Origin of the sequence: Mesorhizobium loti (genome assembly GCA_014189435.1) — a bacterium.
Taxonomy (GTDB): domain Bacteria; phylum Pseudomonadota; class Alphaproteobacteria; order Rhizobiales; family Rhizobiaceae; genus Mesorhizobium; species Mesorhizobium loti_G.
Genome location: CP050293.1, coordinates 3,134,254 through 3,156,781, shown reverse-complemented (window position 1 = coordinate 3,156,781; position 22,528 = coordinate 3,134,254). Strand labels below are relative to the sequence as shown.

The window sequence follows — 22,528 nt, the reverse complement described above, 5'->3', positions numbered from 1 at the left end:
GTCAGAAGCCGACGGCGAGCGTTTCCAGCCCATGGAAGTGATAAGTGTCGCGGAAGCTCGGCCTTTCGGCAAGATGCAGCCTTGGGTGCCGTTCGAACAGCGTTTTCAGCGACACCTGCAATTCGAGCCGGGCGAGCGGTGCACCGATGCAGAAATGGATGCCGGCGCCGAAGGACACGTTCTTCTGGTCCGCACGGCCGGGCCGGAAGGCGAGGGGGTCGGCGAAGGCGCGCGGGTCATGATTGGCCATGCCGAGCAGCAGCCCGATCGTTTCCCCCGGCTGCACGACGATGCCGGGCGCCACTTCGATCTCCTGATAGGCGTAGCGCGTGAACATATGCAGCGGCGCGTCGAAGCGCAGGCATTCCTCGACCGTTGCCGCGGTCGCTTCGGGTGAGCCGAAGAAGCGGCCGACATCGCCGCCTTGCGCCAGGATCGAGCGCACGGCATTGCCGGTCTGGTGCACTGTCGCTTCATGACCGGCATTGAGCAGCAGGATCGCCGAGGACACCATCTCGTCCTCCGACAGCCTCTGGCCGTCCTCCTGCGCCGAGATCAGCAGCGAAAGCAGGTCGTCGCCGGGGTTCTTGCGCCGCTCGGTGACATGGAAGCGCAGGAAGTCGGAGAACTCGCCCGCGGCGCGGTTGGCCGTTTCCTCGGTTTCGCGGGTGCGGCCGTGGATGTACATGGCGACCATCTGGTGCGACCAGTCGAGCAGTTGCGGCCCCATTTCCACCGGCACGCCGAGCATTTCGGCAATGATGGTGATCGGCAGCGGCGCCGCGAAGGCCGGCAGCAGGTCGACTTCCTTGCCCGGTTCGAACCGATCGATCAGTTCGTTGGCCAGCGCCTCGACACGCGGCCGCAGCCTTTCGACCTGACGCGATACGAAGGCACGATTGACCAGTGTTCGGAGCCGCGTGTGCACCGGCGGCTCGAGCTCCAGCATCGAATTGGCTTCGATGCCGTCGAAGGCCCTGAGATGGCTGCGATCCTCGCCGATGCCGCGGCTGTCGGGAATGCCGGCCGGGTTCTGGCGGCCGAAGCGGCGGTCGCGCAGCAGCCGGTTGACGTCGTCAAAGCCACCAAAGCACCAGGAGCCGAATTCTTCCCAGAAGAATGCGTTCGATGCCCCGTGCAGAAAGGCATAGGCCTCATAAGGGTTTTGAAAAAATCTGTGTCGTGCGGGTCCAGCCGCAGGTGGCGAGTGGCTGGATCAAAGGCCAAGGTGGGTGGCGTCGATTTGCTCATGCCAGACCAATAGCGCGGCTTGCCAGCCGGGTTCCAGACCGTATGTTGGCGCCCGCAACCCAATGCGTTGAGCCAGCCGACCGGCTACTGAACGCGCGGTCGGCCGGCGCGTTGCCGCCGCCGTTGGCGACGGTGACATCGCCGGCCTGAAGGCATGGCTGCGGGCGGAAGTGGCCTGAGTGCTTTCCGGGCCTAATCCTGACAGTGCCTCGGAATATGCACGCGCCGCCAGCCCGAAGACCCTTCGCGGACCAGCACGCGGCGCGCGACGGTCTGGTAAGAGGCGGGAACATCGATGATGCGTCTTTGTTCCGGCTGCACCAGTACCTCCTCGGCGATGCTGTCATACTGTGCGGGAATGACGACACGGCGCGTGCGTTCTGGCTGGATCACCACGGTTTCGGCGACGCGCTCATAGCGCGCTCTGTGCCAGATCTTGCACAACACCTTGCGGCCGTGGATGACACGCCATTCCCAGGAATAGCCGCCGCCATCGACCCGGACCGTCCGGTAGACGGTGCGGGTGACGGCCGGCACGACCTCGTAGGTCACCTGTGCCGGAACGGTCATCACCACGCGTTCGCGGGTGCCGTAGATAGGGGCAACATAATCGACCTGCTGGCCGGGCGGACTGACCATCACGTCTTCATAGACGGTGTCATAGATCGCCGGCGTTCGGACGGGTTCATAGCATTCGACGGCGCGGCCGCCGGCCGCCGTCTGCGAGATCGTGCCGAGCATGGTCAGCCCGGCAATGGTGAAGCATGCGGTTTTCCCAGACATGACACTCCCCCTGTTGAACTCTAGGCATAAGTTCAACGCTGAATTGTAGGGGAAGCCGCCTCGGAGAAAAGCGGTTTCGGCGCATTTCGTTAAGCGATGCGGTTAAGAAATTGCTACGATGGTGACGACACCGCCGAACGATCACGGCACAGGTCGATGAATCCCGTGAAATGTAACCTTGATTCGACTTACCCAGATGGCTAGGAGGGGTCGGCCTTGCACAAGGATGAGCCGGCATCCTATTTACGGAAGAACGATCCAGAACCGATTCTGCCCGATCTGCCAGCATTCCCGGCGCCGGAATCCCACCGCGAGATAAGAGATATCTGATGAAGAACCCCGTCGAAACCTACATGAACCTCGTTCCGATGGTGGTCGAACAGACCAATCGTGGCGAGCGGGCCTACGACATTTTCTCGCGTCTCCTCAAGGAGCGCATCATTTTCATCACCGGTCCGGTCGAGGACGGCATGGCGACACTGGTCTGCGCGCAGCTGCTCTTCCTGGAAGCCGAGAATCCGAAGAAGGAAATCAATCTCTACATCAATTCCCCGGGCGGCGTCGTGACCTCCGGCATGGCGATCTACGACACCATGCAGTTCATCAAGCCGGCCGTCTCGACGCTCTGCATCGGCCAGGCGGCCTCGATGGGCTCGCTGCTCCTGACCGCCGGCCACAAGGACATGCGCTTTGCCACGCCGAACGCCCGCATTATGGTTCACCAGCCTTCCGGCGGCTTCCAGGGCCAGGCGTCCGACATCGAGCGCCACGCCATGGATATCGTCAAGCTGAAGCGCCGCCTCAACGAGGTCTACGTCAAGCACACCGGCAAGAGCTACGAAGAGATCGAAAGGACGCTCGACCGCGACCATTTCATGACCGCCGACGAAGCCAAGGATTTCGGCCTCATCGACAAGGTCATTTCGTCGCGTGAGCCGCCTGAAGGCGCCGTGGCATAAGGGCTTATTGGCAGTTGGCTGGCGGCATCACGCGCTTTTGGGGCGTCTTGCGGCATTTCGGCCACAATTGGCTGTTCCCTCGGGGGACAGGATTGCCTACGTTAAGGCTATGTTGAGTTTCGGCGGCTTAGCTTTATGCGGGGTTGTCGCGAATCATTGCCACGTTTTCTGATTTGTGTTTCGTACGGAATGCGTTGCGGGAGCCGGGACACACTGGCGGCGGCGGATTCCCGCGATAGATAGAGTATGCGCCCTTTCAGCCAGACCATCGGCGGGCGGCCATGAAAGGACATGAAAATGAGCAAGGTCGGCAACAACAGCGGCGATTCCAAGAACACGCTTTACTGCTCGTTTTGCGGCAAAAGCCAGCACGAGGTGCGCAAGCTGATCGCCGGTCCGACGGTCTTCATCTGCGACGAGTGCGTCGAACTCTGCATGGACATCATCCGTGAGGAGAACAAGACCTCGATGGTGAAGTCGCGCGAGGGCGTGCCGACACCGCAGGAGATACTCAAGGTTCTCGACGACTACGTCATCGGCCAGCCCTACGCCAAGCGCGTGCTGTCGGTGGCGGTCCACAACCACTACAAGCGCCTCGCGCATGCCGGCAAGAACAACGATGTCGAGCTGGCGAAGTCCAACATCCTTTTGATCGGCCCGACCGGTTGCGGCAAGACGCTGCTTGCGCAGACGCTGGCCCGCATCATCGACGTGCCCTTCACCATGGCTGATGCCACGACGCTGACCGAAGCCGGCTATGTCGGCGAGGACGTCGAAAACATCATCCTGAAGCTGCTGCAGTCGGCCGACTACAATGTCGAGCGGGCCCAGCGCGGCATCGTCTACATCGACGAAATCGACAAGATTTCGCGCAAGTCGGACAATCCCTCGATCACCCGTGACGTGTCGGGCGAGGGCGTGCAGCAGGCGCTGCTGAAGATCATGGAAGGCACCGTCGCCTCCGTGCCGCCGCAGGGCGGCAGGAAGCATCCGCAGCAGGAATTCCTGCAGGTCGACACCGCCAACATCCTGTTCATCTGCGGCGGCGCCTTCGCCGGGTTGGACAAGATCATCTCGGATCGCGGCCGCAAGACCTCGATCGGCTTCGGCGCCATCGTCGCTTCGCCCGAGGATCGCCGCACTGGCGATGTCTTCCGCCTGGTCGAGCCGGAGGATCTGTTGAAGTTCGGTCTTATCCCCGAGTTTGTCGGCCGTCTGCCGGTTCTGGCGACGCTGGAAGACCTCGACGAGCCGGCGCTGATCCAGATCCTGACCGAGCCGAAGAACGCGCTGGTCAAGCAGTATCAGCGGCTGTTCGAGATGGAGAATGTCGACCTGACCTTCCACGAGAACGCCCTGTCGGCCATCGCCAAGCGCGCCATCGAGCGCAAGACCGGCGCGCGCGGCCTGCGTTCGATCATGGAAGCGATCCTGCTCGACACGATGTTCGAGCTTCCCGCACTCGAAGGCGTGCGCGAAGTGGTGATTTCGGAGGAGGTGGTGACCGGCAGCGCCCGGCCGCTCTACATCTACTCCGAGCAAAAGGAAAAGAAGGGCAATGTCAGCGCCTGACATGAGCCCGCAGCGAAATTCTGAAACGGCGCCGCAAGGCGCCGTTTTGCTGTCGCCCGGGGTTTTGCGGGCGCGCCCGGTGTTGGCGTCGCAAATGTGTCACTTCAGGGCAAGTTGGAGGTGCGGATTTGTGCTCGCCCCTTGATCTTTGTGGATCGTGCATCCAACTAATTGGAGAAGGCCGAGGTGCCCGATTTCTGTGCTGTAAAACTCCCGTCACAAACGGTGGTAGGCGGAACGATCCCCGGTCGTTAATATAAGATTCGCGGTTGGCTGATTGGCGGCCGCGACATGAAAGGTTGGACAATGGCCAAAGTATCCAAGGCACCCAGCGACGGCGTCTTCGCAGTCCTCCCACTGCGCGACATCGTGGTGTTCCCGCACATGATCGTTCCGCTCTTCGTCGGGCGTGAGAAGTCGATCAAGGCGCTGGAAGAGGTGATGGGTCAGGAAAAGCAGATCCTGCTTGCCACCCAGATGAATGCCGCCGACGACGATCCCGAGCCCGATGCCATCTTTGACATCGGCACGCTCGCCAATGTGCTGCAATTGCTGAAGCTGCCCGACGGCACCGTCAAGGTTCTGGTCGAGGGCGCCTCGCGCGCGAAAATCGTCGCGTTCACCGACCGTCCCGACTTCCACGAGGCTCGCGCCGCGGCGCTGGTCGAGCCGGAAGAGGAGGAGGTCGAGGTCGAGGCGCTGGCTCGTTCGGTCGTCACCGACTTCGAGAACTACGTTAAGCTGAACAAGAAGATCTCGCCCGAAGTGGTGGGTGCCGCCAGCCAGATCGACGACTACTCCAAGCTCGCCGACACGGTCGCCTCGCATCTCGCCATCAAGATCCCTGAAAAGCAGGAAATGCTGGCCACGCTCTCGGTAAAGGAGCGGCTGGAAAAGGCGATGGGCTTCATGGAAGCCGAAATCTCCGTCCTGCAGGTGGAGAAGCGCATCCGCTCGCGCGTCAAGCGCCAGATGGAGAAGACGCAGCGCGAATACTACCTCAACGAGCAGATGAAGGCGATCCAGAAGGAGCTCGGCGAGGGCGAGGACGGCCGCGACGAAGCCGCCGAGATCGAAGCGCGCATCAAGAAAACCAAGCTCTCCAAGGAAGCCCGCGAAAAGGCGGAAGCCGAATTGAAGAAGCTCAGGACGATGTCGCCGATGTCGGCTGAATCGACCGTCGTGCGCAACTATCTCGACTGGATCCTCTCGATCCCGTGGGGCAAGAATTCCAAGGTCAAGCAGGACCTGGCTTTCGCGCAGAACGTGCTCGATACCGATCATTTCGGCCTCGACAAGGTCAAGGAGCGCATCGTCGAGTATCTCGCCGTGCAAAGCCGCCAGAAGAAGCTGAAGGGGCCGATCCTGTGCCTCGTCGGACCTCCGGGCGTCGGCAAGACCTCGCTCGGCAAGTCGATCGCCAAGGCGACTGGACGCGAGTTCATCCGCATGGCGCTGGGCGGCGTGCGTGACGAGGCCGAGATCCGTGGCCACCGCCGCACCTATATCGGCTCGATGCCCGGCAAGGTCATCCAGTCGATGAAGAAGGCTAAGAAGTCCAACCCGCTCTTCCTGCTCGACGAGATCGACAAGATGGGCCAGGACTTCCGTGGCGATCCGTCGTCGGCGTTGCTCGAGGTGCTCGATCCCGAACAGAACTCGACGTTCATGGACCACTACCTCGAGGTCGAATATGATCTGTCGAGCGTGATGTTCGTGACGACGGCGAATACGCTGAACATCCCGGCGCCCTTGATGGACCGCATGGAGATCATCCGTATCGCCGGCTATACCGAGGACGAGAAGATCGAGATCGCCAAGCGGCACCTGATGCCGAAGGTGATCCGCGATCACGCGCTGCAGCCGAAGGAGTTTTCCGTCGGTGAGGACGCGATCCGCGCCATCGTTCAGACCTACACCCGTGAAGCGGGCGTCAGGAGCCTGGAGCGCGAGCTGATGAAGCTCGGGCGCAAGGCGGTGACCGAGATCCTGAAGACGAAGAAGAAGACGGTGAACATCACGGCGGCGAACCTCGCCGATTACCTCGGTGTTGAGCGCTTCCGCTTCGGTCAGGTCGAGGCTGACGATCAGGTCGGTGTCGTCACCGGGCTCGCCTGGACGGAAGTCGGCGGCGAGCTGCTGACGGTCGAAGGCGTCATGATGCCCGGCAAGGGCCGCATGACGGTGACCGGCAATTTGCGCGACGTGATGAAGGAATCGATTTCGGCGGCGGCCTCCTATGTCCGCTCGCGCGCCGTCGATTTCGGCATCGAGCCGCCGCTGTTCGACAAGCGCGACATCCACGTGCACGTGCCGGAAGGTGCTACGCCCAAGGACGGACCGTCGGCTGGCGTCGCGATGGCCACCGCAATCGTCTCCGTGCTGACCGGCATTCCGGTCAAGGCGGATGTGGCGATGACCGGCGAGATCACGCTGCGCGGCAGGGTGCTGCCGATCGGCGGCCTGAAGGAGAAGCTGCTTGCCGCATTGCGCGGCGGCATCAAGAAGGTGCTGATCCCGGAAGACAACGCCAAGGACCTGGCGGAGATTCCGGACAACGTGAAGAACGGCATGGAGATCATTCCGGTCGCACGGGTCGGTGAGGTGTTGCGCCATGCATTGGTGCGTATGCCGGAGCCGATCGAATGGGTCGAACCTGTCAATCCTCCGGCCTCGACCGACACCACGGACGATGCCGGAAAGACGCTGGCGCATTAGAGCGCCGTGCGTCCACCTGGACGCGCAAAAGACGCTCTAACGCTTTGGACTTGCGCATGATCCTTTCCGAAAACCGAGCACGGTTTTCGGGGCCATGCGGCGGTTTTCGCCAAGGTTGCAGTGCACAAACAGAGAGCCGGGCCCAGCGCCCGGCTTTTTTCATGTGAAAAACCCCGGAATTCCGGGCTTTTTCCGTCTTTTTCCTGCCTTTTCGACTTGGTTGCGGGAACGCTTCTTTCTAAAGTCCGTTTCCTGCCGGATGAGTCGTTAGTTCCGGTGTTCTCATGGAAGGGAATTTTTATGAACAAGAACGAACTGGTGTCCGCTGTCGCCGACGCCGCGAGCATTTCGAAGGGTGACGCGCAGTCGGCGGTCGATGCGGTATTTTCCGTGATCACCGGCGAACTGAAGAAGGGCGGCGATGTCCGGCTTGTCGGCTTTGGCAATTTCACCGTGTCAAAGCGTGCGGCGTCGACCGGCCGCAATCCTCAGACCGGCGCCGAAGTGAAGATCCCGGCACGCACCGTGCCGAAGTTCTCGGCCGGCAAAGGCCTCAAGGACGCAGTCAACTAAGCGCCTTTTTCTTTTCAGAGACCAGAAAAGCCGGGCTTGCCCGGCTTTTCATTTTCGTGACCTATGCAGGTACACACGACCAGAAAAGCCGGGCTTGCCCGGCTTTTCATTTTTGTGCCCGACGCCGGCGCGAATGGCGGCCGGCTTATGCGGTCGGCGCCTCGGCGCGCATAAGGCCTTGCTTCTTGAGATCGGCCCAAAGCGCCGCGGGCAGTTTCGCATCGAGCAGCGAGCGGTTGCTCTCGACTTCGCTCGGCCGCTGGCCGCCGGGGATCACCGAGACGACCGACGGGTGCAGCAGCGGGAATTGCAGGGCGGCCTCGATCAGCCTGATGCCATGGCCCTTGCAGACGCTCTCGATGCCGGCGACCTGGTCGAGGATGTCCTTCGGCGCTTCGGAATAGTTGTAGTAGGCGCCCGGCTTCGGCCCTGTTGCGAGGATGCCGGAATTGTAAGGGCCGCCGAGAACGATGCCGATGCCGCGTGCCTGGCAGAGCGGCAGGAAGGATGTCAGCGCCTCCTGTTCCAGCAGCGTATAGCGCCCCGCCAGCAGGAACAGGTCGAAGTCGCCGCGCTCGGCCAGCGTCTGCGCAACCTGCCATTCGTTGATGCCGCCGCCGAACGCCTTGATGACGCCCTGGTCGCGCAGCGAGAGCAAGCCGTAATAGCCCGAGCGCATGAACTCCTCGATACGCCGGTCGGACGCTTCCTTACTGCCATGGGTGAAGATGTCGACATCATGCACGAAGAGGATGTCGATGCGGTCGACGCCGAGGCGCTCCAGCGAGGCTTCAAACGAGCGCATGACGCCGTCATAGCTGTAGTCGTACACCTCGCGGCGCGACGGCGTGTCGAAGAACTTGCCGATGCCTGTACGCTCTTCCGGCGGGCAGGCGCGCATGATGCGGCCGACCTTGCTCGACAGCACATAGTCGTCGCGCCTCTTGCCGCGCAGGAACGGGTTGAGCCGCGTTTCCGATAGGCCGAGCCCGTAGAGCGGCGCGGTGTCGTAGTAGCGGCAGCCGGTCGCCCAGGCGGCCTCCAGCGTGGCGTTGGCGTCCTCGTCCGAGACGGCACGATAGAGGTTGCCGAGCGGCGCCGTGCCGAAGCCGAGCTCGGTGAAACTGATGCCGCCATTGCCGATGCGGTCGAAATGCCGTGTCTTCATATCCTGCCGTTTGCCTCGCTAGATTTGTCTGACATGACACTATCATGCCTACGGTCGGGCAAAAGCATTGCTGCGCGTTGGACACGCATTTTCCCGGTTGCTAGCATGACGAAATCAAGCTGTTCGTGGCAGCAAGAGCGGCAAATCCCAGGGTGATTTTTCATGGCAGGATCGCGGTGAGCGACAAGAGCAAAAGCCTGTTCGAGATCGCACTTGAGGAGCTCGGCGGCGTGCTGGCGCGCGTCGACGAGAGCCGGATCGACGCCACCTGCAGGATGCTGGCCGACGCCCGACAGATCGTCGCCTATGGCTGCGGCCGCGAGGCCTTGCAGGTCAAGGGTTTTGCCATGCGGCTCTACCATTTGGGGCTGCCGGTTTCCGTGGTCGGCGACATGACCACGCCGCCCTTGGGGCCGGGCGATGTCTTCCTGATCAGCTCCGGGCCGGGAGAGACTTCGACCGTGCTGACCCTCATGCAGGTCGCGCAGGATGCCGGTGCGACCAACCTGCTGCTGACCGCCCAGGCCGAAAGCAGTGCCGCACGGCGAGCCGATTTCACGCTGCTCATCCCCGCACAGACCATGGCCAACGATCAGGGGGCGCAGAAGACATCGGTGCTGCCGATGGGCTCGGTGTTCGAAGGCGCGCTGTTCCTGCTGTTCGAGGTGATGGTGCTGAAGCTCAGGGAATTGATCGGCGCGTCGCCCGAAGCGATGCGCGCCCGCCACACCAACATGGAATAGATCATGCGCTACGAACTGATGCTGCCACACCAGATCCGCAAGGCGATCGCCGAGAAATGGCCGGTCGCGCTGCCGCTTGGCGTGCTGGAGTACCATGGCGAGCACATGGCCGTCGGCATGGACACGCTGGCCGTCGTCAAGACACTGGAACTGTTCGAAAAGGAGAGGGACGTCGTCATCCTGCCGCCCTTCTACTACGGTGCCGCGAGTTATGCGGTGGCGCCGCCTGAAGGCAGCGGCTCGGTGCAGGTCGGCGGCAATGCGCTGGCGCCGTTCGGCGAGGAGCTGTTCTACAGCCTGCTGCGCATCGGCTTTCGCAACATCCACGCCATCATCCACCACCAGACCGAGAATTTCGCCGCCGGCATGCCGACCGATCTCGCCTTCAAGACCGCCGGCCGGCAGGCGATCTTCCGCTTTCTCGAGAAGGAACGCGGCGAGGGTTGGTGGGGCTCTCAGGCGATGGCCGACTACTATTCGGGACACGCTGCGGGTGAAAACTTCTTCAACTGGGTGCAGGTGCATCCGCTGATGTCGGCCGACACGAACGGCAAGTACCCGTTCGACCATGCCGGCATCGGCGAGACCTCGCTGATGCTGGCGCTATGCCCGGAGGCTGTCGATGCCAATCACTTTGCTGACAATACCGGCTGGTATACGGCGAGCGCCAAGGAGGCATCGGCCGAGCTCGGGCAGAGGGGTGTGGCGATGATCATGGACCACCTGAGAGCGATCCTAGGGCGCTAGTTACGAGATTGTCGGGTGCTTTAGTGTTTTCGTCATCCTAGGGCGAAGCAGGAGCGAAGCGACGTCGCGGAGCTCTAGGATCCATGCCGTGACCGCAGCCAAAGCACGCTACAGCGCAGGAAAAAGCGGTTCGCAGCGGTCTCTGCTGGTGTCAAAGTTCTTCACCGTAGCGGCGCTTCGATGTCACGGCATGGATCCTAGGGTCTGCGCCGCGTCGCGTCGCTCCTTGCTCCGCCCTAGGATGACGAAGAGATGGAGTTGCCGCCTCCCGCTCTACTTCACCGCTCCCGCGGTCATGCCCATGATCAGATAGCGCTCGAGTGCGATGCCGATGACGGCAAGCGGGGCAATCGCCGCTGTCGCGAGCGCCGCCATCGACCACCAGTTGATGCCTTGCGAGCCGGTCTGGCTCGCCACCATGACGGGGATGGTCTTGGCGTCGGTCGAGGTCAAAAGGGCGGCGAAGAAATATTCGTTCCAGCACAGCACCATCGCCAGGATGAAGGCGGCGACCATGCCCGGCAGCGCGATCGGCATGACGATGCGGAAGAAGGCGCCCCAGATCGACAACCCGTCGACAAGGGCTGCTTCCTCGAGCTCGACCGGGATCGAATTGAACTGGTCGCGCATGATCCAGATGACGATCGGCAGCACCATCAGCGTGTAGAGCAAGATCAGCCCAATGCGCGTGTCGAGCAGGCCGACTTCGCGGTAGAGCACCAGGAAGGGCAGCGCCAGCACCACCGGCGGCAGGATCAGCTGCGACAGGAAGAAGAACGAGATGTCTTCATTCTTGAACCAGGCGAAATGATAGCGATAGCGGGTGAGTCCGTAGGCGGCGAGGCTGCCGATGACGATGGCAAGGCTCGACGCGCCGACCGAAGTGATCACCGAATTCATGAAGCGCTTGAGGAACTCCTCGCGCACCGTCGAGGTCTGGAAGATCGAGTCCGGCGACAGGCCGAGCGAACGCCAGCCTTTCCAGTCCGGCTGGAAGTCGACGAAGGGGATGAGATGGCCCTGCGTGACATCGACCGCGGTCTTGAAGGAGGTCGTGATCGTCCAGTAGATCGGGAACAGGCAGATGAACGCCCAGAAGGCCAGCGCCCCATAGATGAAGACGCGGCTGGCAAGGAAGCTCGCCGGCGAGCGGATCTCCGAGGCGACATATTCGGTGGTCTGAACGCTCATCTCAGCTCAATTCACATTGCGGACAAAACGGTTGGCAAATTTCAACAGCCACGTGACGAACACGACGATGATCACCAGATAGGCCATCGCCAGCATGGTTCCGTAGCCGACATTCGAGCGGTCGCGATATTCGCGGTAGATGAAGCTCGACACGGAATCGGTTGCGCCGCCCGGACCGCCCGACGTCACCGTGATGATGATGTCGGCAAGCTTGAGCTTGAAGATGATGCGCAGGATCAACGCCGTCACCGAAACCGGCAGCATCAGCGGGAAGGTGACCTGCCAGAAGGTCTGCCACGCATTGGCGCCGTCGACGCGTGCGGCTTCGAGCACCTCGCGCGACATCGCCTGAAGCCCGGCCAGCAGCATGATCATCATGAACGGAATGAAGGTCCAGGCATCGAGCACCATGATCGAGATGCGGGCGGTGATAGGGTCCGAGAAAAAGGCCGGATTGTCCCAGCCGAGATGGCGCGCCAGCGTGGCGGCCGGCCCAAAGCGGTACTCCATCAGCGATTTGCCGATCATCCACGACACCGCGACCGGCGACAGCATCAGGGGCAAAAGGAAGACGACGCGGAAGAATTTTCGCGCCCGGATCTGCGCGTTGAGCAGCAGCGCCAGGCCAAAGGCGATCACATATTCGACCGCCACCGCCACCACATAGAGCACCATGTTGAACAGCGCATTGCGGTAGTAGGGATCGCCCAGCATCTGCCAGAAATTGTCGAGCCCGTTGAACCTGCGGCCGCTGAAGGAACTGAGGTTCCAGTCGGTGAGCGCGATGTAGAAGCCGAACAGCGTCGGGAAGATCACCATGGCGATGGTGAACAGCAGCGCCGGCAGCAGGAACAGGGCACGCTGGCCGTCTTCGCCGCGCGTCAGCACCTGGCCGACGCCGAGAGCCACACCCCACAACACATAGGCATAGACGACCGGCTGCCAGCTTTCGAACCCGAGTGTGGTGACTTCGCTCTTGTACAGGATCTGCAGCGCGATGACGGCCAGCAGGCCGAGTGTCGCCGCGGCCATCAAGGCAAAACCGAGTCGCTTGCGGCCCGGTGCGATCAGATCCGCTGGACCGCCGTTTGCCGGCCATTCATTGGTGGGCAAGGTCTGTTCGGCCACGCGTCCCGTCCGTTCACAACAAAGACCCTGACCGGCCTCAGGCCGGTCAGGGTTCACTATAGTATCAGGCTACAGGCCGAGCGAGGCCTTGTAGAGTTCGATCTGCTTCTCGCGGCCAATCTGGTCGGTCAACTTCTCCCAGGCGGCGGCGATGGCGTCGGCGCCTTCCTGTGCCTTCATCTTGCCGGCAAATGTGTTGGCCAGGATGTCCTCGGCGGCGCTGTAGTACTGGAAGATGCCGGGGATGCGTGGCTCGATCGCCGCGTTCGGATGGTTGTAGCTGTCGGCTTCCGACTTGAGATAGGACGTGATGAACGCCTCGTCGTAGCCGGCCGCCACCCATTCCGGAATGTTGAAATGGCTGTTGCGATAGGGCTGGAAGCCCGACGGGTACGCCGCGCACCAGAGCGACAGGTCCTTGCCGCCGAGATGGGCAGCTGCCGACCAGGCCGCCTTTTTCTTCTTTTCGTCGCTATCGACGCGAGCCATGACATAGACGCCCCAGCCGATATAGGCGCAGTTCGGCGCATAGTTCGGGCCGCTGGCGAGCTTGTCCCACTTGCCGGTCTTGGAATTGTAGACATCGTCGGAGCCCGGCAGGATCGAGAAGCCTGTGACGTCCCCGACGACCGAGGAGTCACTGGTCTTCGCATTCGAGCCAGCATCTCCCCACCAAGCCAGCATCGAACCAGTGCCGCCCAGGAATTGGGAGAAACAGGTCTGGTTCGGGTCGGCGTTGATTTGGTCTTGCGGTTCGAAAGGCAGTGCGTCGATCACGTCCTGGATCGCCCGCACCCAAGCCGGGTTGTTGACGCGCGGTTTCATCGTATCCGGATCGAACAGCCACGCTTTGTCATCAGGGTGCTTGGCGTAGGCGGTGGCACGGCTGCCGAGGAAGTAGAAGCCGAACCCGCCCCAGGGCTTTGGCGCATCGAGATAGCCGTAAACGTCCTGGCCCTTGAATTTCTTGCCCTTGAGGAACTTGGTTACGGCCTGCACCTGCTGCCAGGTCTTCGGCACGCCCCACTCACCTTCACCGCCGCCGTCTTTCCACGCCTTGGCGAGGTCGGCATCGACGAACACATCGGTGCGGTAATTGAAGTTGTGCGCGTCCCCGTCGACGGTCACGCGGTACTGCTTGCCGTTCCAGGTGCCGACCGGCGGCTTCAGATAGGCCACAATGTCGTCCATATCGATCTGTTTCTTGACCCAGTCCGGCATCTCAGAGGCCAGCCCCTTGCCACAGACGTCGCCCTCGAACGGCGCGCCCATCTCGATGACGTCGAAATCGACGGTGCCGGTGGCGATCGCCTGCTGCAGGCGCGGATTGTAGTCGGCCTGCGCCAGATCGATCCAGTTGAACTTGGCGCCCGTGTAGTCTTCCCACGCCTTCAGGAAGCCGCGGTACAGCACATTGTGCAGGTTCTGGTTGTTAAGACCCATGAAGGTGAGCTCGACACCGGCGAACTCGCCTTGCTTGACGCTGGCCTTGGTGGCGCCAAGGCACATCTCGCCGACCTTCTGGAAATCGGCGTCGGTTGGCTGACCCTTGCCAACGCCCGGGACCTGCAGGATCTGCGCGCGCAGATCATCGGCGGCCGATGCCGGACGCGTCAACGCGCCGAGACCGGCGCTGGATGCTGCCGAGAGCGCGGCCATGCTGGCCGCACCCTTCAAGAGGTCGCGCCTTGTGGCACCGGCACGGATCAGTTGCTCGTAAAGACCTGTTCTCATCGACTATTCCTCCCAGAACATCAGCGTGAATGGATATGACCAACCTTGTCGGACGCTGGAGCGCCAACGATTCTCCCGGCTCGGAAACGAACTGCGCAGGACCCCACCTGCGCGATTGAAGTTCCGATTTTGCGGATCGGGTAACCGGCATTCGGACCAGCATTCGCCACTATTCTCACAACCAAACGCGGTGTCAACGAGAACAGGTTTTTATCTATAAGGGACTGACTTGCCCTGACCGGTCGCGTTGGTTAGCTTCTGCCTACGGCTAATGGAGCCGATGGGGGAGATATGGCGCAAGTCGCGATCAGCAAGGTGGCCAAAGCGTTCGGAACGGTCAAGGTTCTGCACGAAGTCAGCGTCGATATCGCAGACGGACAGTTCGTTGTGCTGGTTGGTCCTTCTGGTTGCGGCAAGTCCACGCTGCTCAGGATGGTGGCCGGGCTGGAAACCGTCTCCGCTGGCACGATTGCCATCGGCGACCGCGTCGTCAACCATTTGCCGCCGGCCAAGCGCGACATTGCCATGGTGTTCCAGAACTATGCGCTCTATCCGCACAAGACGGTCGAGCAGAACATGGCCTTTGCGCTCAAGCTGCGGAAAACCGATCCGGCCGTAGTCGCCGAGCGGGTCAAGCGCGCCGCCGACATCCTCGACCTCAATCCCTATCTGAAGCGCTATCCCCGCCAGCTTTCCGGCGGCCAGCGCCAGCGCGTGGCCATGGGCCGCGCCATCGTACGCAATCCCCAGGTGTTCCTGTTCGATGAGCCGCTCTCCAATCTGGACGCCAAGCTGCGCGTGCAGATGCGCACCGAAATCAAGGAACTGCACCAGCGGCTGAAGACCACCACCATCTACGTCACCCACGACCAGATCGAGGCCATGACCATGGCCGACAAGATCGTCGTCATGCGCGACGGCCGCATCGAGCAGGTCGGCGCACCGCTCGAACTGTTCGACCGGCCGGCCAACCTGTTTGTCGCCGGCTTCATCGGCTCGCCTTCGATGAACCTGCTCAAGGGCGTCATGCGCAAGGGCGACAAGCCCGGTGTCGAGATCGCGGGCACGCTGTTCCCGATTGCATCGGACAATGCCGCGCAGGGCGGCCAGGCCGTCGTCTATGGCGTGCGCCCGGAACATCTCGAGATCCATCCCGATGGCGTGCCGGCGAAGATTTCGGTGGTCGAGCCGACCGGCTCGGAAACGCTGGTGTTCCTGCGCTTCGGCGACGGCGAGATGGTGGCGCTGTTTCGCGAGCGCCACGACTTCAAGCCGGGTGACACGCTGACGCTGAAGCCGCGCCTCGACCAGATCCACCTTTTCGACGCCGAGACCGGCAAGCGTCTCTGATCTCAACTCACGAGGACTATCATGCTCAAAGGCATCAACCCGCTGCTCAATGCCGACGTGCTGCAGGCATTGCGGGCAATGGGCCATGGCGACGATCTGATCATCGCCGACACCAATTTTCCGTCCGATTCAGTAGCGCGCCAGACCGCGCTCGGCCGCGTGCTGCGCATCGATGCCTCGGCCGCCGAGGTGGTTAAGGCGGTGCTGTCGCTCTACCCGCTGGACACGTTCGTCGATGACTCCGCCGCGCGCATGGAGATTGTCGGCAAGCCCGATGAGATCCCGCCCGTACAGAAAGAGGTGCAGAAGGAAGTCGACAGGGCCGAGGGCAAGTCCTGGCCGATGATAGCGGTCGAGCGCTACGCCTTCTACGAGCGCGCCAAAAAAGCCTATTGCGTCATCCAGACCGGCGAACGCCGCTTCTATGGCTGCTTCGCCTTCCGCAAGGGCGTCGTGCCGCCGGATGCGGAGTAACGGCATGACCTCGGGCAAGCCTGTCGTCATCCTGGGTGTCTTCGTCGCCGACACAGCCTACAGGGCGCAGCGGCAGCCGCGCATGGGCGAAACCATCCTCGGCACATCCTTCACGCTGGGTCCGGGCGGCAAGGGCTCGAACCAGGCGGTCGCCGCCGGCAAGCTTGGCGCCGACGTCACCTTCCTCACCCGCCTCGGCGTCGATCCCTTCGCCGACATGGCCAGGCAGACCTGGGCGCAGGCGGGCGTTAAGAATGCCGTCATCGACACGCCGGAAAGCTACACCGGTGCGGCCTACATCTTTGTCGAGGAGACCACCGGCAACAACGCCATCATCGTCAGTCCCGGTGCCGCCATGCTGATCTCGCCAGCCGATATCGAAGCCAATGCCGCGCTGATCAGTAGTGCCGGCGTCTTTGTCACCCAGCTCGAACAGCCGATCGAAGCAGCCATGCGGGCGCTGGAGATCGCGCGCGGGGCAGGGGTGACGACGATCCTCAACCCGGCGCCGGCGGCAAAGCTTCCCGACCGCATCTACACGCTGTGCGACTATCTCACGCCCAACGAGACGGAGACGGAGGAACTGACCGGAATGAAGGTGTCCTCGGTCGACGTGGCGCGCCGCGCTGCCGATAAGCTGCTCGAAAAGGGCGTCGGCACGGTCATCGTCACGCTGGGTGACAAGGGCGCGCTTTTGCACTCGAAGGAGCGCTCCGACCATGTTCCCGTCATCAGTGCCGGGCCAGTGGTAGAGACCACCGGGGCGGGAGACGCTTTCAACGGTGGCTTTGCCGCAGCACTTTCGCGCGGCGTGGAGCCGCTGCAAGCGGTACGCTTCGCTTGTGCCGTCGCCGGCATTTCCGTGACGCGTCCCGGCACCGCGCCGTCCATGCCGACGCTGCAGGAGGTTGAGGCGCTGCTGGCGAAGGGTTGAGCCATTGAGGCTCGCGGAGCCATCAGGCTGTTTCAGCCCTGATGCATGTCGCCCAAAAGTGGCCCCGGTTTGGGAGAACCACAAGACCCAAAGCGCGTCACATGAATCCGCTTCAACGCGACGCGCTTTGGATGTCCCGCAGGCGATGGCCTGACCACTTACTGCCTGATGTAGCAGCGCTTTCTTTGATCAGGCGCGGGATCGCCGAATGTATCGTTGTCGCATTGGACGCCATTGCGGAACACGTCCTGCGTGAATCGGCCGCGCGCCCCGAATCTGACCACCTTGCGGCCATCGAAGTCGCAGAATTCGCCTTCGTCGGCACAGACCGCCCACCTCTCGCGGGGCGGCGCGTCGTAATCGTCATCCGACTGGTCCCGGTCGCGGATGACAATGAAACACGATTTTGGCCTGTTCGGTGCGGGGTCGCCAAAAACGCGATTTGAGCAAGGTACCGCGTTTCGCTCGAAATAGCGCGAGGTTGTTTGGCCCTGGGCGCCATAGACCACCTCGGCGGGATACGGCAGACGGCAGACGCCGCCCTCGCGCGCGCATCGTTGCAGCCGGTCGGCCGACGCGGTCGCCGGGAAAAGGGCTGTGGCGACCGTCGTTACGGCACCCAGGTAAATGAGCGTGAATATCGTGCGCATAGGAATGTTTGGTGCGATTGACACTATAAGTCCTCCATGCCGTTCAGACCGCATACTGGTGCAGCTCCGCTAACTGCGAAATGAATCGAGCGCTTTGTGGGCAAATCCGCAAGCGGAATTCGCAAGACCAAACGCGGCTCAACCCAGACCGAGTCGGTTCAGGAGCTGCTTTTCAGCCTATTGGAGTGACGTCCCGTTTGCCACACCATCACGCATGCATGACGGTTTTTTTGAAGCCGGCTGTGAAGACAGTCGGCCCCTTGCGATTGGCACGGAATGGTCACCGGCCGCAAGGATACCAAGCTGGCGACCAGGCGAAAAGGCCGCCCCTCGACACTTCATTTCTGAAAGTGGACTTTGACAATTCATGTCGACATTTCCCTTGTGCCAAGGGCTTGATACCCTTGAGAGAAATGGCGCGAGTGACGGGGCTCGAACCCGCGACCTCCGGCGTGACAGGCCGGCACTCTAACCAACTGAGCTACACCCGCGCATGGCGAACACGTGTCAGCCGTGTTCGTCGTTGGGGCGCTGGATAAGGGGTTCGCCACCGGGTGTCAAGCGTGACAGGACAGCATAACAGCAAACAGGAGAAGGTTTTTTGACAGCCGGCGTTTTGTTGGCAAAACCGGCGTCCAACCAGGGCGTCGTTCGCTCATTTGGCCTTGCGAAGCCGATCTCGACCGCTTAAAGGTCCGGCCCGGAGCGGGCGATTAGCTCAGTTGGTAGAGCGCTTCGTTTACACCGAAGATGTCGGCGGTTCGAGCCCGTCATCGCCCACCATTCCAACCAAAGAGAGTAGCGCTCCTCCAGTTCCCAAAAACGCTGGTAGTCCGTTGTTTGCGCACATTGCGGCCTTTTGTCGGGCGTCAAACGACCCTACCTGGTTTAGGTGCTCTGCCGCCGAAATTGGATCGAGACACGCCGCGTTGCGACGCCAGTGTGACCGGCTGGTGCGCCGGAACCAACGGAGTCACGAATTCATCGTACAAACTTTAGTCGATGCGAGATTTTGCTACGCGTTCGTTGGCGATAGTCGGATCGCTCAACACACCCGCGATCCAGGGCACGCTGGTCCCGATCGACAGTGACAACCTTTAGCAAAGCTACGGCATCGTTTTTGAACAAGTTCCTCGCGCAAGCCGTTACGTCACCACAGGCTTCGAAGCGGGCGATATGCTGGAGAAGTGTCAACCCGGCTAATGACCGCGTGAGCAAACTTCGCCGCTAATCCCAACAGACTTGCTCGTGAAACCAATATGATCTACCTCCGCCTAACGGAATCCAAAAACCTTTGAGTGGGCGCCTGAGGGTAGGGGCGGTTGCAGTGGGTTCGATCCCCGCCGCCCACACCTTTTGTGAGCCTTCAGATGCAATATTCTTGGATCGTTTTGGCTTGGGTGGGGCCGGATCTCGAAGACCGATTGCTCAAGAGCGATTTGGCTTCTGTTGAGCCAAATCCGGGCTTTTTGAAACCCCTCGGAATTGTGTCTGAACGCGCGTATCGACCGTGGGTGATCAAGCCATATATTGAAGTCTGGCAAGAAATTAGCCGCAAGATAAATCGAGAAACCGACGGCAAGGTTGTTGGACGAAGTTCCCAGCTCACGATACAAGATTCAACTGGTTCAAAGTCTAGGCACTACAATTTCAATTTGCGTTTTTATCGACCTGGCACGCTATGCGTCGAAGTGCATCTGGTTGAAGATATTGGAAAGTCAACGGAAGATTTCTTCAGCGATCGTGACCTTGCTAACCATCCGTTCGTGTCGACGGTGGTGGACTGTCTAATTGGGATTATCAGCACAGGTCAATTGAGCGGTTATCCGACATCCAACTCCTATTCAGCAAAGCCTGCAATGTTGATGCCTGCGCCCGTAGGAGAGAACGATTTCGAGACCTGGAGGGACAATTCAAAAGACAAAATCGTGGGGCTTTTGATAAACAATAAACATTTCGATCACGCGAGCGACTATTTAGTAAAGAAAATATTCGATAAAAATAAGGAAATGGACGTAAAATACGCAAAATCAGTTCTTTCCTTGATAAGCAAGCAGGGTGTCATAACGACATATCCGGCTGAAGGAGGCGATCTGGCGCGTGATATCAAGCGGGAACACGTTCGCAGATTTCGTTTTCTCGAGTACGCTCTTGCGCTTCAAAAGTTCGTTGAGAAATACCGGGAAATTCGCACAGACAACCGGGAAAGAGCTGAGTTTTTACTTTTCCTATGTACGCCGTTTCTAAGTGAAAAAGCAAACATCCCGAAGACAGTTACTGGTACTAATACCTGGAGGATACTGGCTGAAGAGTTTTCTCTAGAGAGATCGGTTGGATCGTTAGAGAAGACGCACACTTCAGAAAGTGAGGCTAAGGAGGAGTACTATATTTCTATTAAGGGGGAGGGTACGACGCTCTGGATTATATGGAAAACGTTTACAGCGTTACGAGGCCAAGCAGAAACTGGATAGTGAAAGATTTCAGTTCGAGTAAGATTGTTCCTTGGGCTATAACCACTTTAGTCGCAGTAATATTTGGCTTATTGAAGTATTTCTTTTAGTCCATATGCCAAGGCAGTGATTTTTGTTAACCCGACCAAATGATAGATTTTCGCACAGAATTTGCGCAGGACTTAGTGTGGGAGATGGCGAGGCAGATAAGCGATCAGTGCTAACACCATCGCCACAATAGCCTGCTGCGCTAATGAACCCCTTGAGATTTTTTCAAATTCCATTCCCCCTACTGGTTTTTGATCGATATGCCGCAAAACCGAACAGGCTGGCAGCAGTATGACCCAATATGTGCGTGGCCGATGGGAAAGGCGTATTTTAGACCGTGATGATTAATTGTGGTCCCTACTTCTTTCCGGCCATCTCCAAAAGGTCTGACAAATTGGGGGGGCGATCTCAGAGTGAGTACTCCCGTCCACCGGGCGGAACAACGCATTGAAGACAATTGCCAACTCAGCCGGCGTTGCGGCTTGATCTGCAGTAAGAGCGCTATAGGTCGCAGCGATTGTTCCTCGGAGGCGGGCGTCGGCACCTAGCGCAAGGTTCTGGACAATAACCCGGCTGACGTGCCGCAATAACCATGCGAAAGCCAGTGTGGGGAGCGTTATGAAAGCAAGCGGCACTAGCGCGAGCAGACCTGGGTCTTGAACGTTCCCGACAATACGCTGATGAGCGTTTGCTACTAGGTCAACACCATAATGTGTGAGCCAGAATGTTCCGAATCCCAAGCCGAGCAGGAATAGCGCCCCGAACCCGAAAGCTATTTTGACGTGGTCGTTTGCCTTCTTCGACCAATAACTTGTCGGTGCCTCTAGAACGAGGCGATTTCGCACCTTGTCCTCAAGTTCCAGTATACGAGCATTGGAGTCGGCTAGGGCCTGAGCTAGCTGCGCTTGCGCAAATTTGACGGCATCGGCAGAGCTTTGACGGAATTTGTTGATATCGGCGCCGGTATCGGTTTGGGTTTTCTCGCGCCAAGTTTCAAAACCGCGCTTCATCTCCTCCGCCTCGTCTCGATGAGCGAGCGCATCGGACACAACGCTAGCCAATTGCTCCGCCTCAGTCTTGGCCGCTTTCACTGGCACCAACTCTAAGATCGCACCCAGCCCGGATAGCCACACTGCCCAGGGAAATGGCTGACGGCCACTGCCTTGATCGGGCCACGGATTGCTGGGGCCAAGGCGGACAGCTATTGCGGCGACAGCACCGGGGTAGAGGTTGGGCTTTTCAGCCTTGAGGTTGCTGAGCAGGCGTCCGTATAAGCCTTCGCTCAATATCGCGCCCCGCTCTTCCACGATCTTGAGTGCCTCTTCCGGATGAGGGCCGGTGTTTAGGGCGTCTTGGAATATCCTGGTTGTGAGGGGGTCTAGAAATTGAAGTCCCTGGGGTCCCGCCGGAAGCGGAAAATGCCTTGGTTGGTTCTGCTCCTCCCAATGCTTGATTTCGGACGTAAGGAACTTCTGCAGATCTTCCTGAGTGCGGAATACCTTACTCCATCGCTGGTTAGGAACACTGAACCTTACCGGATATCCGCCGTCTGTAGACTTGATAGGCATGTTTCCCCCAAAGGCCACTTGTCACCATGGGCTCAAATGCCCAGGAAGCTTTTAGGATATACTGTCACGAAACGTAGCTGATCGCGCAAGCGGCAAGTAGCAGCGAACCAGGTTGCCACCATGCACTGCCGTGCCTAATTCATCGCCTTGCGCCTCCAATCACACAATCCATCCACGGCCCACGTCAATGGCGAAGCCCACGGTGTGGAGTGACTGGCTGTCCATCGGCCGCCGCATCACAAACCCGGCGCAGGTCGGCATGGATGTTTTTGGAGTTCAACAGCTCGGCGGCTTCCGGATAACCCTCGGCCAGCAATGTGGCCACGATCTCGGCTGGGTGGACACCGCCCTCTGCCAAAGCATGAGCCCGCTGGTAGATATGGCTGGTTCTGATTTCGTTGGCCATTAGCAAACATCCCCCTTGATCAGCACTTGGTGAACAACCTTTGAGACGCGAAGTTGTTCCGCTGCAACTTGTGGGGGAATA

Annotated in this window: 18 protein-coding genes, 2 tRNA genes and 1 pseudogene; 11 read left to right on the top strand and 10 right to left on the bottom strand. The window is 60.3% G+C overall.

Features of this window, described 5'->3' with window-relative positions; translation table 11 throughout:
- Nucleotide 1 precedes the first annotated feature (1 nt).
- Both HB777_15500 and HB777_15495 read right to left on the bottom strand, forming a co-directional pair.
- A pseudogene (locus tag HB777_15500) lies at nucleotides 2–1,251 on the bottom strand (cytochrome P450).
- A gap of 192 nt (nucleotides 1,252–1,443) precedes the next feature.
- The gene (locus HB777_15495; GenBank protein ID QND65160.1) at nucleotides 1,444–2,034 is read right to left on the bottom strand and encodes a hypothetical protein; all 591 of its coding nucleotides are present in this window, start codon (nucleotides 2,032–2,034) and stop codon (nucleotides 1,444–1,446) included.
- 329 nt (nucleotides 2,035–2,363) lie between these two features.
- Between HB777_15495 and clpP the strand changes: the two genes are divergently transcribed.
- From clpP to HB777_15475, 4 genes are all read left to right on the top strand, one after another.
- Entirely contained in the window at nucleotides 2,364–2,993 is a 630-nt protein-coding gene (gene clpP / locus HB777_15490) for an ATP-dependent Clp endopeptidase proteolytic subunit ClpP (GenBank protein QND65159.1), read from the top strand.
- A gap of 297 nt (nucleotides 2,994–3,290) precedes the next feature.
- A complete protein-coding gene (gene clpX, locus HB777_15485; protein ID QND65158.1) occupies nucleotides 3,291–4,565 on the top strand; it encodes an ATP-dependent Clp protease ATP-binding subunit ClpX in 1,275 nt (424 codons plus the stop codon).
- Nucleotides 4,566–4,871: 306 nt separating this feature from the next.
- On the top strand, nucleotides 4,872–7,283 hold the full coding sequence (gene lon, locus HB777_15480; GenBank protein QND65157.1) for an endopeptidase La: 2,412 nt from the start codon (nucleotides 4,872–4,874) through the stop codon (nucleotides 7,281–7,283).
- 300 nt (nucleotides 7,284–7,583) lie between these two features.
- Nucleotides 7,584–7,856 (top strand): HU family DNA-binding protein, encoded by a 273-nt coding sequence (locus HB777_15475; protein QND65156.1) that lies wholly within the window; start codon nucleotides 7,584–7,586, stop codon nucleotides 7,854–7,856.
- Nucleotides 7,857–8,001: 145 nt separating this feature from the next.
- Here the strand turns inward: HB777_15475 and HB777_15470 are convergent, their stop codons facing one another.
- Entirely contained in the window at nucleotides 8,002–9,024 is a 1,023-nt protein-coding gene (locus HB777_15470; GenBank protein QND65155.1) for an aldo/keto reductase, read from the bottom strand.
- Nucleotides 9,025–9,200: 176 nt separating this feature from the next.
- Between HB777_15470 and HB777_15465 the strand changes: the two genes are divergently transcribed.
- Nucleotides 9,201–9,767 (top strand): SIS domain-containing protein, encoded by a 567-nt coding sequence (locus HB777_15465; protein ID QND65154.1) that lies wholly within the window; start codon nucleotides 9,201–9,203, stop codon nucleotides 9,765–9,767.
- 3 nt (nucleotides 9,768–9,770) lie between these two features.
- Nucleotides 9,771–10,514: a creatininase family protein gene (locus HB777_15460; GenBank protein QND65153.1), complete on the top strand. Its 744-nt coding sequence runs from the start codon at nucleotides 9,771–9,773 to the stop codon at nucleotides 10,512–10,514.
- 273 nt (nucleotides 10,515–10,787) lie between these two features.
- Here the strand turns inward: HB777_15460 and HB777_15455 are convergent, their stop codons facing one another.
- The 3 genes from HB777_15455 to HB777_15445 all read right to left on the bottom strand — a co-directional run bounded on the left by HB777_15455 (nucleotide 10,788) and on the right by HB777_15445 (nucleotide 14,567).
- The gene (locus HB777_15455; GenBank protein ID QND65152.1) at nucleotides 10,788–11,705 is read right to left on the bottom strand and encodes a carbohydrate ABC transporter permease; all 918 of its coding nucleotides are present in this window, start codon (nucleotides 11,703–11,705) and stop codon (nucleotides 10,788–10,790) included.
- Nucleotides 11,706–11,711: 6 nt separating this feature from the next.
- Nucleotides 11,712–12,833: a sugar ABC transporter permease gene (locus HB777_15450; protein QND65151.1), complete on the bottom strand. Its 1,122-nt coding sequence runs from the start codon at nucleotides 12,831–12,833 to the stop codon at nucleotides 11,712–11,714.
- 69 nt (nucleotides 12,834–12,902) lie between these two features.
- The gene (locus HB777_15445; GenBank protein QND65150.1) at nucleotides 12,903–14,567 is read right to left on the bottom strand and encodes a sugar ABC transporter substrate-binding protein; all 1,665 of its coding nucleotides are present in this window, start codon (nucleotides 14,565–14,567) and stop codon (nucleotides 12,903–12,905) included.
- A gap of 291 nt (nucleotides 14,568–14,858) precedes the next feature.
- Here HB777_15445 and ugpC point away from each other — a divergent pair, with 291 nt between their 5' ends.
- Genes ugpC through rbsK form a run of 3 tightly spaced genes read left to right on the top strand, consistent with a single transcriptional unit; the run spans nucleotide 14,859 to nucleotide 17,325 of the window.
- Nucleotides 14,859–15,917, top strand: a complete 1,059-nt coding sequence (gene ugpC, locus HB777_15440; GenBank protein ID QND65149.1) for a sn-glycerol-3-phosphate ABC transporter ATP-binding protein UgpC — start codon at nucleotides 14,859–14,861, stop codon at nucleotides 15,915–15,917.
- Nucleotides 15,918–15,938: 21 nt separating this feature from the next.
- Nucleotides 15,939–16,391 carry a ribose ABC transporter gene (locus tag HB777_15435; GenBank protein QND65148.1) on the top strand — a complete coding sequence of 151 codons (453 nt, stop codon included), beginning with the start codon at nucleotides 15,939–15,941 and terminating at the stop codon, nucleotides 16,389–16,391.
- Nucleotides 16,392–16,395: 4 nt separating this feature from the next.
- Complete coding sequence (gene rbsK, locus HB777_15430; protein ID QND65147.1) at nucleotides 16,396–17,325, top strand: ribokinase; 930 nt, start codon at nucleotides 16,396–16,398, stop codon at nucleotides 17,323–17,325.
- A 158-nt stretch (nucleotides 17,326–17,483) separates the two neighbouring features.
- On the opposite strand, the gene HB777_15425 is transcribed toward rbsK, so the two are convergent.
- Both HB777_15425 and HB777_15420 read right to left on the bottom strand, forming a co-directional pair.
- A complete protein-coding gene (locus HB777_15425; protein QND65146.1) occupies nucleotides 17,484–18,029 on the bottom strand; it encodes a hypothetical protein in 546 nt (181 codons plus the stop codon).
- 360 nt (nucleotides 18,030–18,389) lie between these two features.
- A tRNA-Asp gene (locus HB777_15420) sits at nucleotides 18,390–18,466 on the bottom strand.
- A gap of 216 nt (nucleotides 18,467–18,682) precedes the next feature.
- On the opposite strand from HB777_15420, the gene HB777_15415 reads away from it, so the two are divergent.
- Together HB777_15415 and HB777_15410 are read left to right on the top strand one after the other, a co-directional pair.
- A tRNA-Val gene (locus HB777_15415) sits at nucleotides 18,683–18,758 on the top strand.
- Nucleotides 18,759–19,345: 587 nt separating this feature from the next.
- Nucleotides 19,346–20,446, top strand: a complete 1,101-nt coding sequence (locus tag HB777_15410) for a hypothetical protein (GenBank protein QND65145.1) — start codon at nucleotides 19,346–19,348, stop codon at nucleotides 20,444–20,446.
- 371 nt (nucleotides 20,447–20,817) lie between these two features.
- Here HB777_15410 and HB777_15405 read toward each other — a convergent pair whose 3' ends face one another.
- Together HB777_15405 and HB777_15400 are read right to left on the bottom strand one after the other, a co-directional pair.
- A complete protein-coding gene (locus tag HB777_15405) occupies nucleotides 20,818–22,041 on the bottom strand; it encodes a hypothetical protein (GenBank protein QND65144.1) in 1,224 nt (407 codons plus the stop codon).
- Between the two features lie 184 nt (nucleotides 22,042–22,225).
- Nucleotides 22,226–22,447, bottom strand: a complete 222-nt coding sequence (locus HB777_15400; GenBank protein QND65143.1) for a hypothetical protein — start codon at nucleotides 22,445–22,447, stop codon at nucleotides 22,226–22,228.
- Between the last annotated feature and the right edge of the window lie 81 nt (nucleotides 22,448–22,528).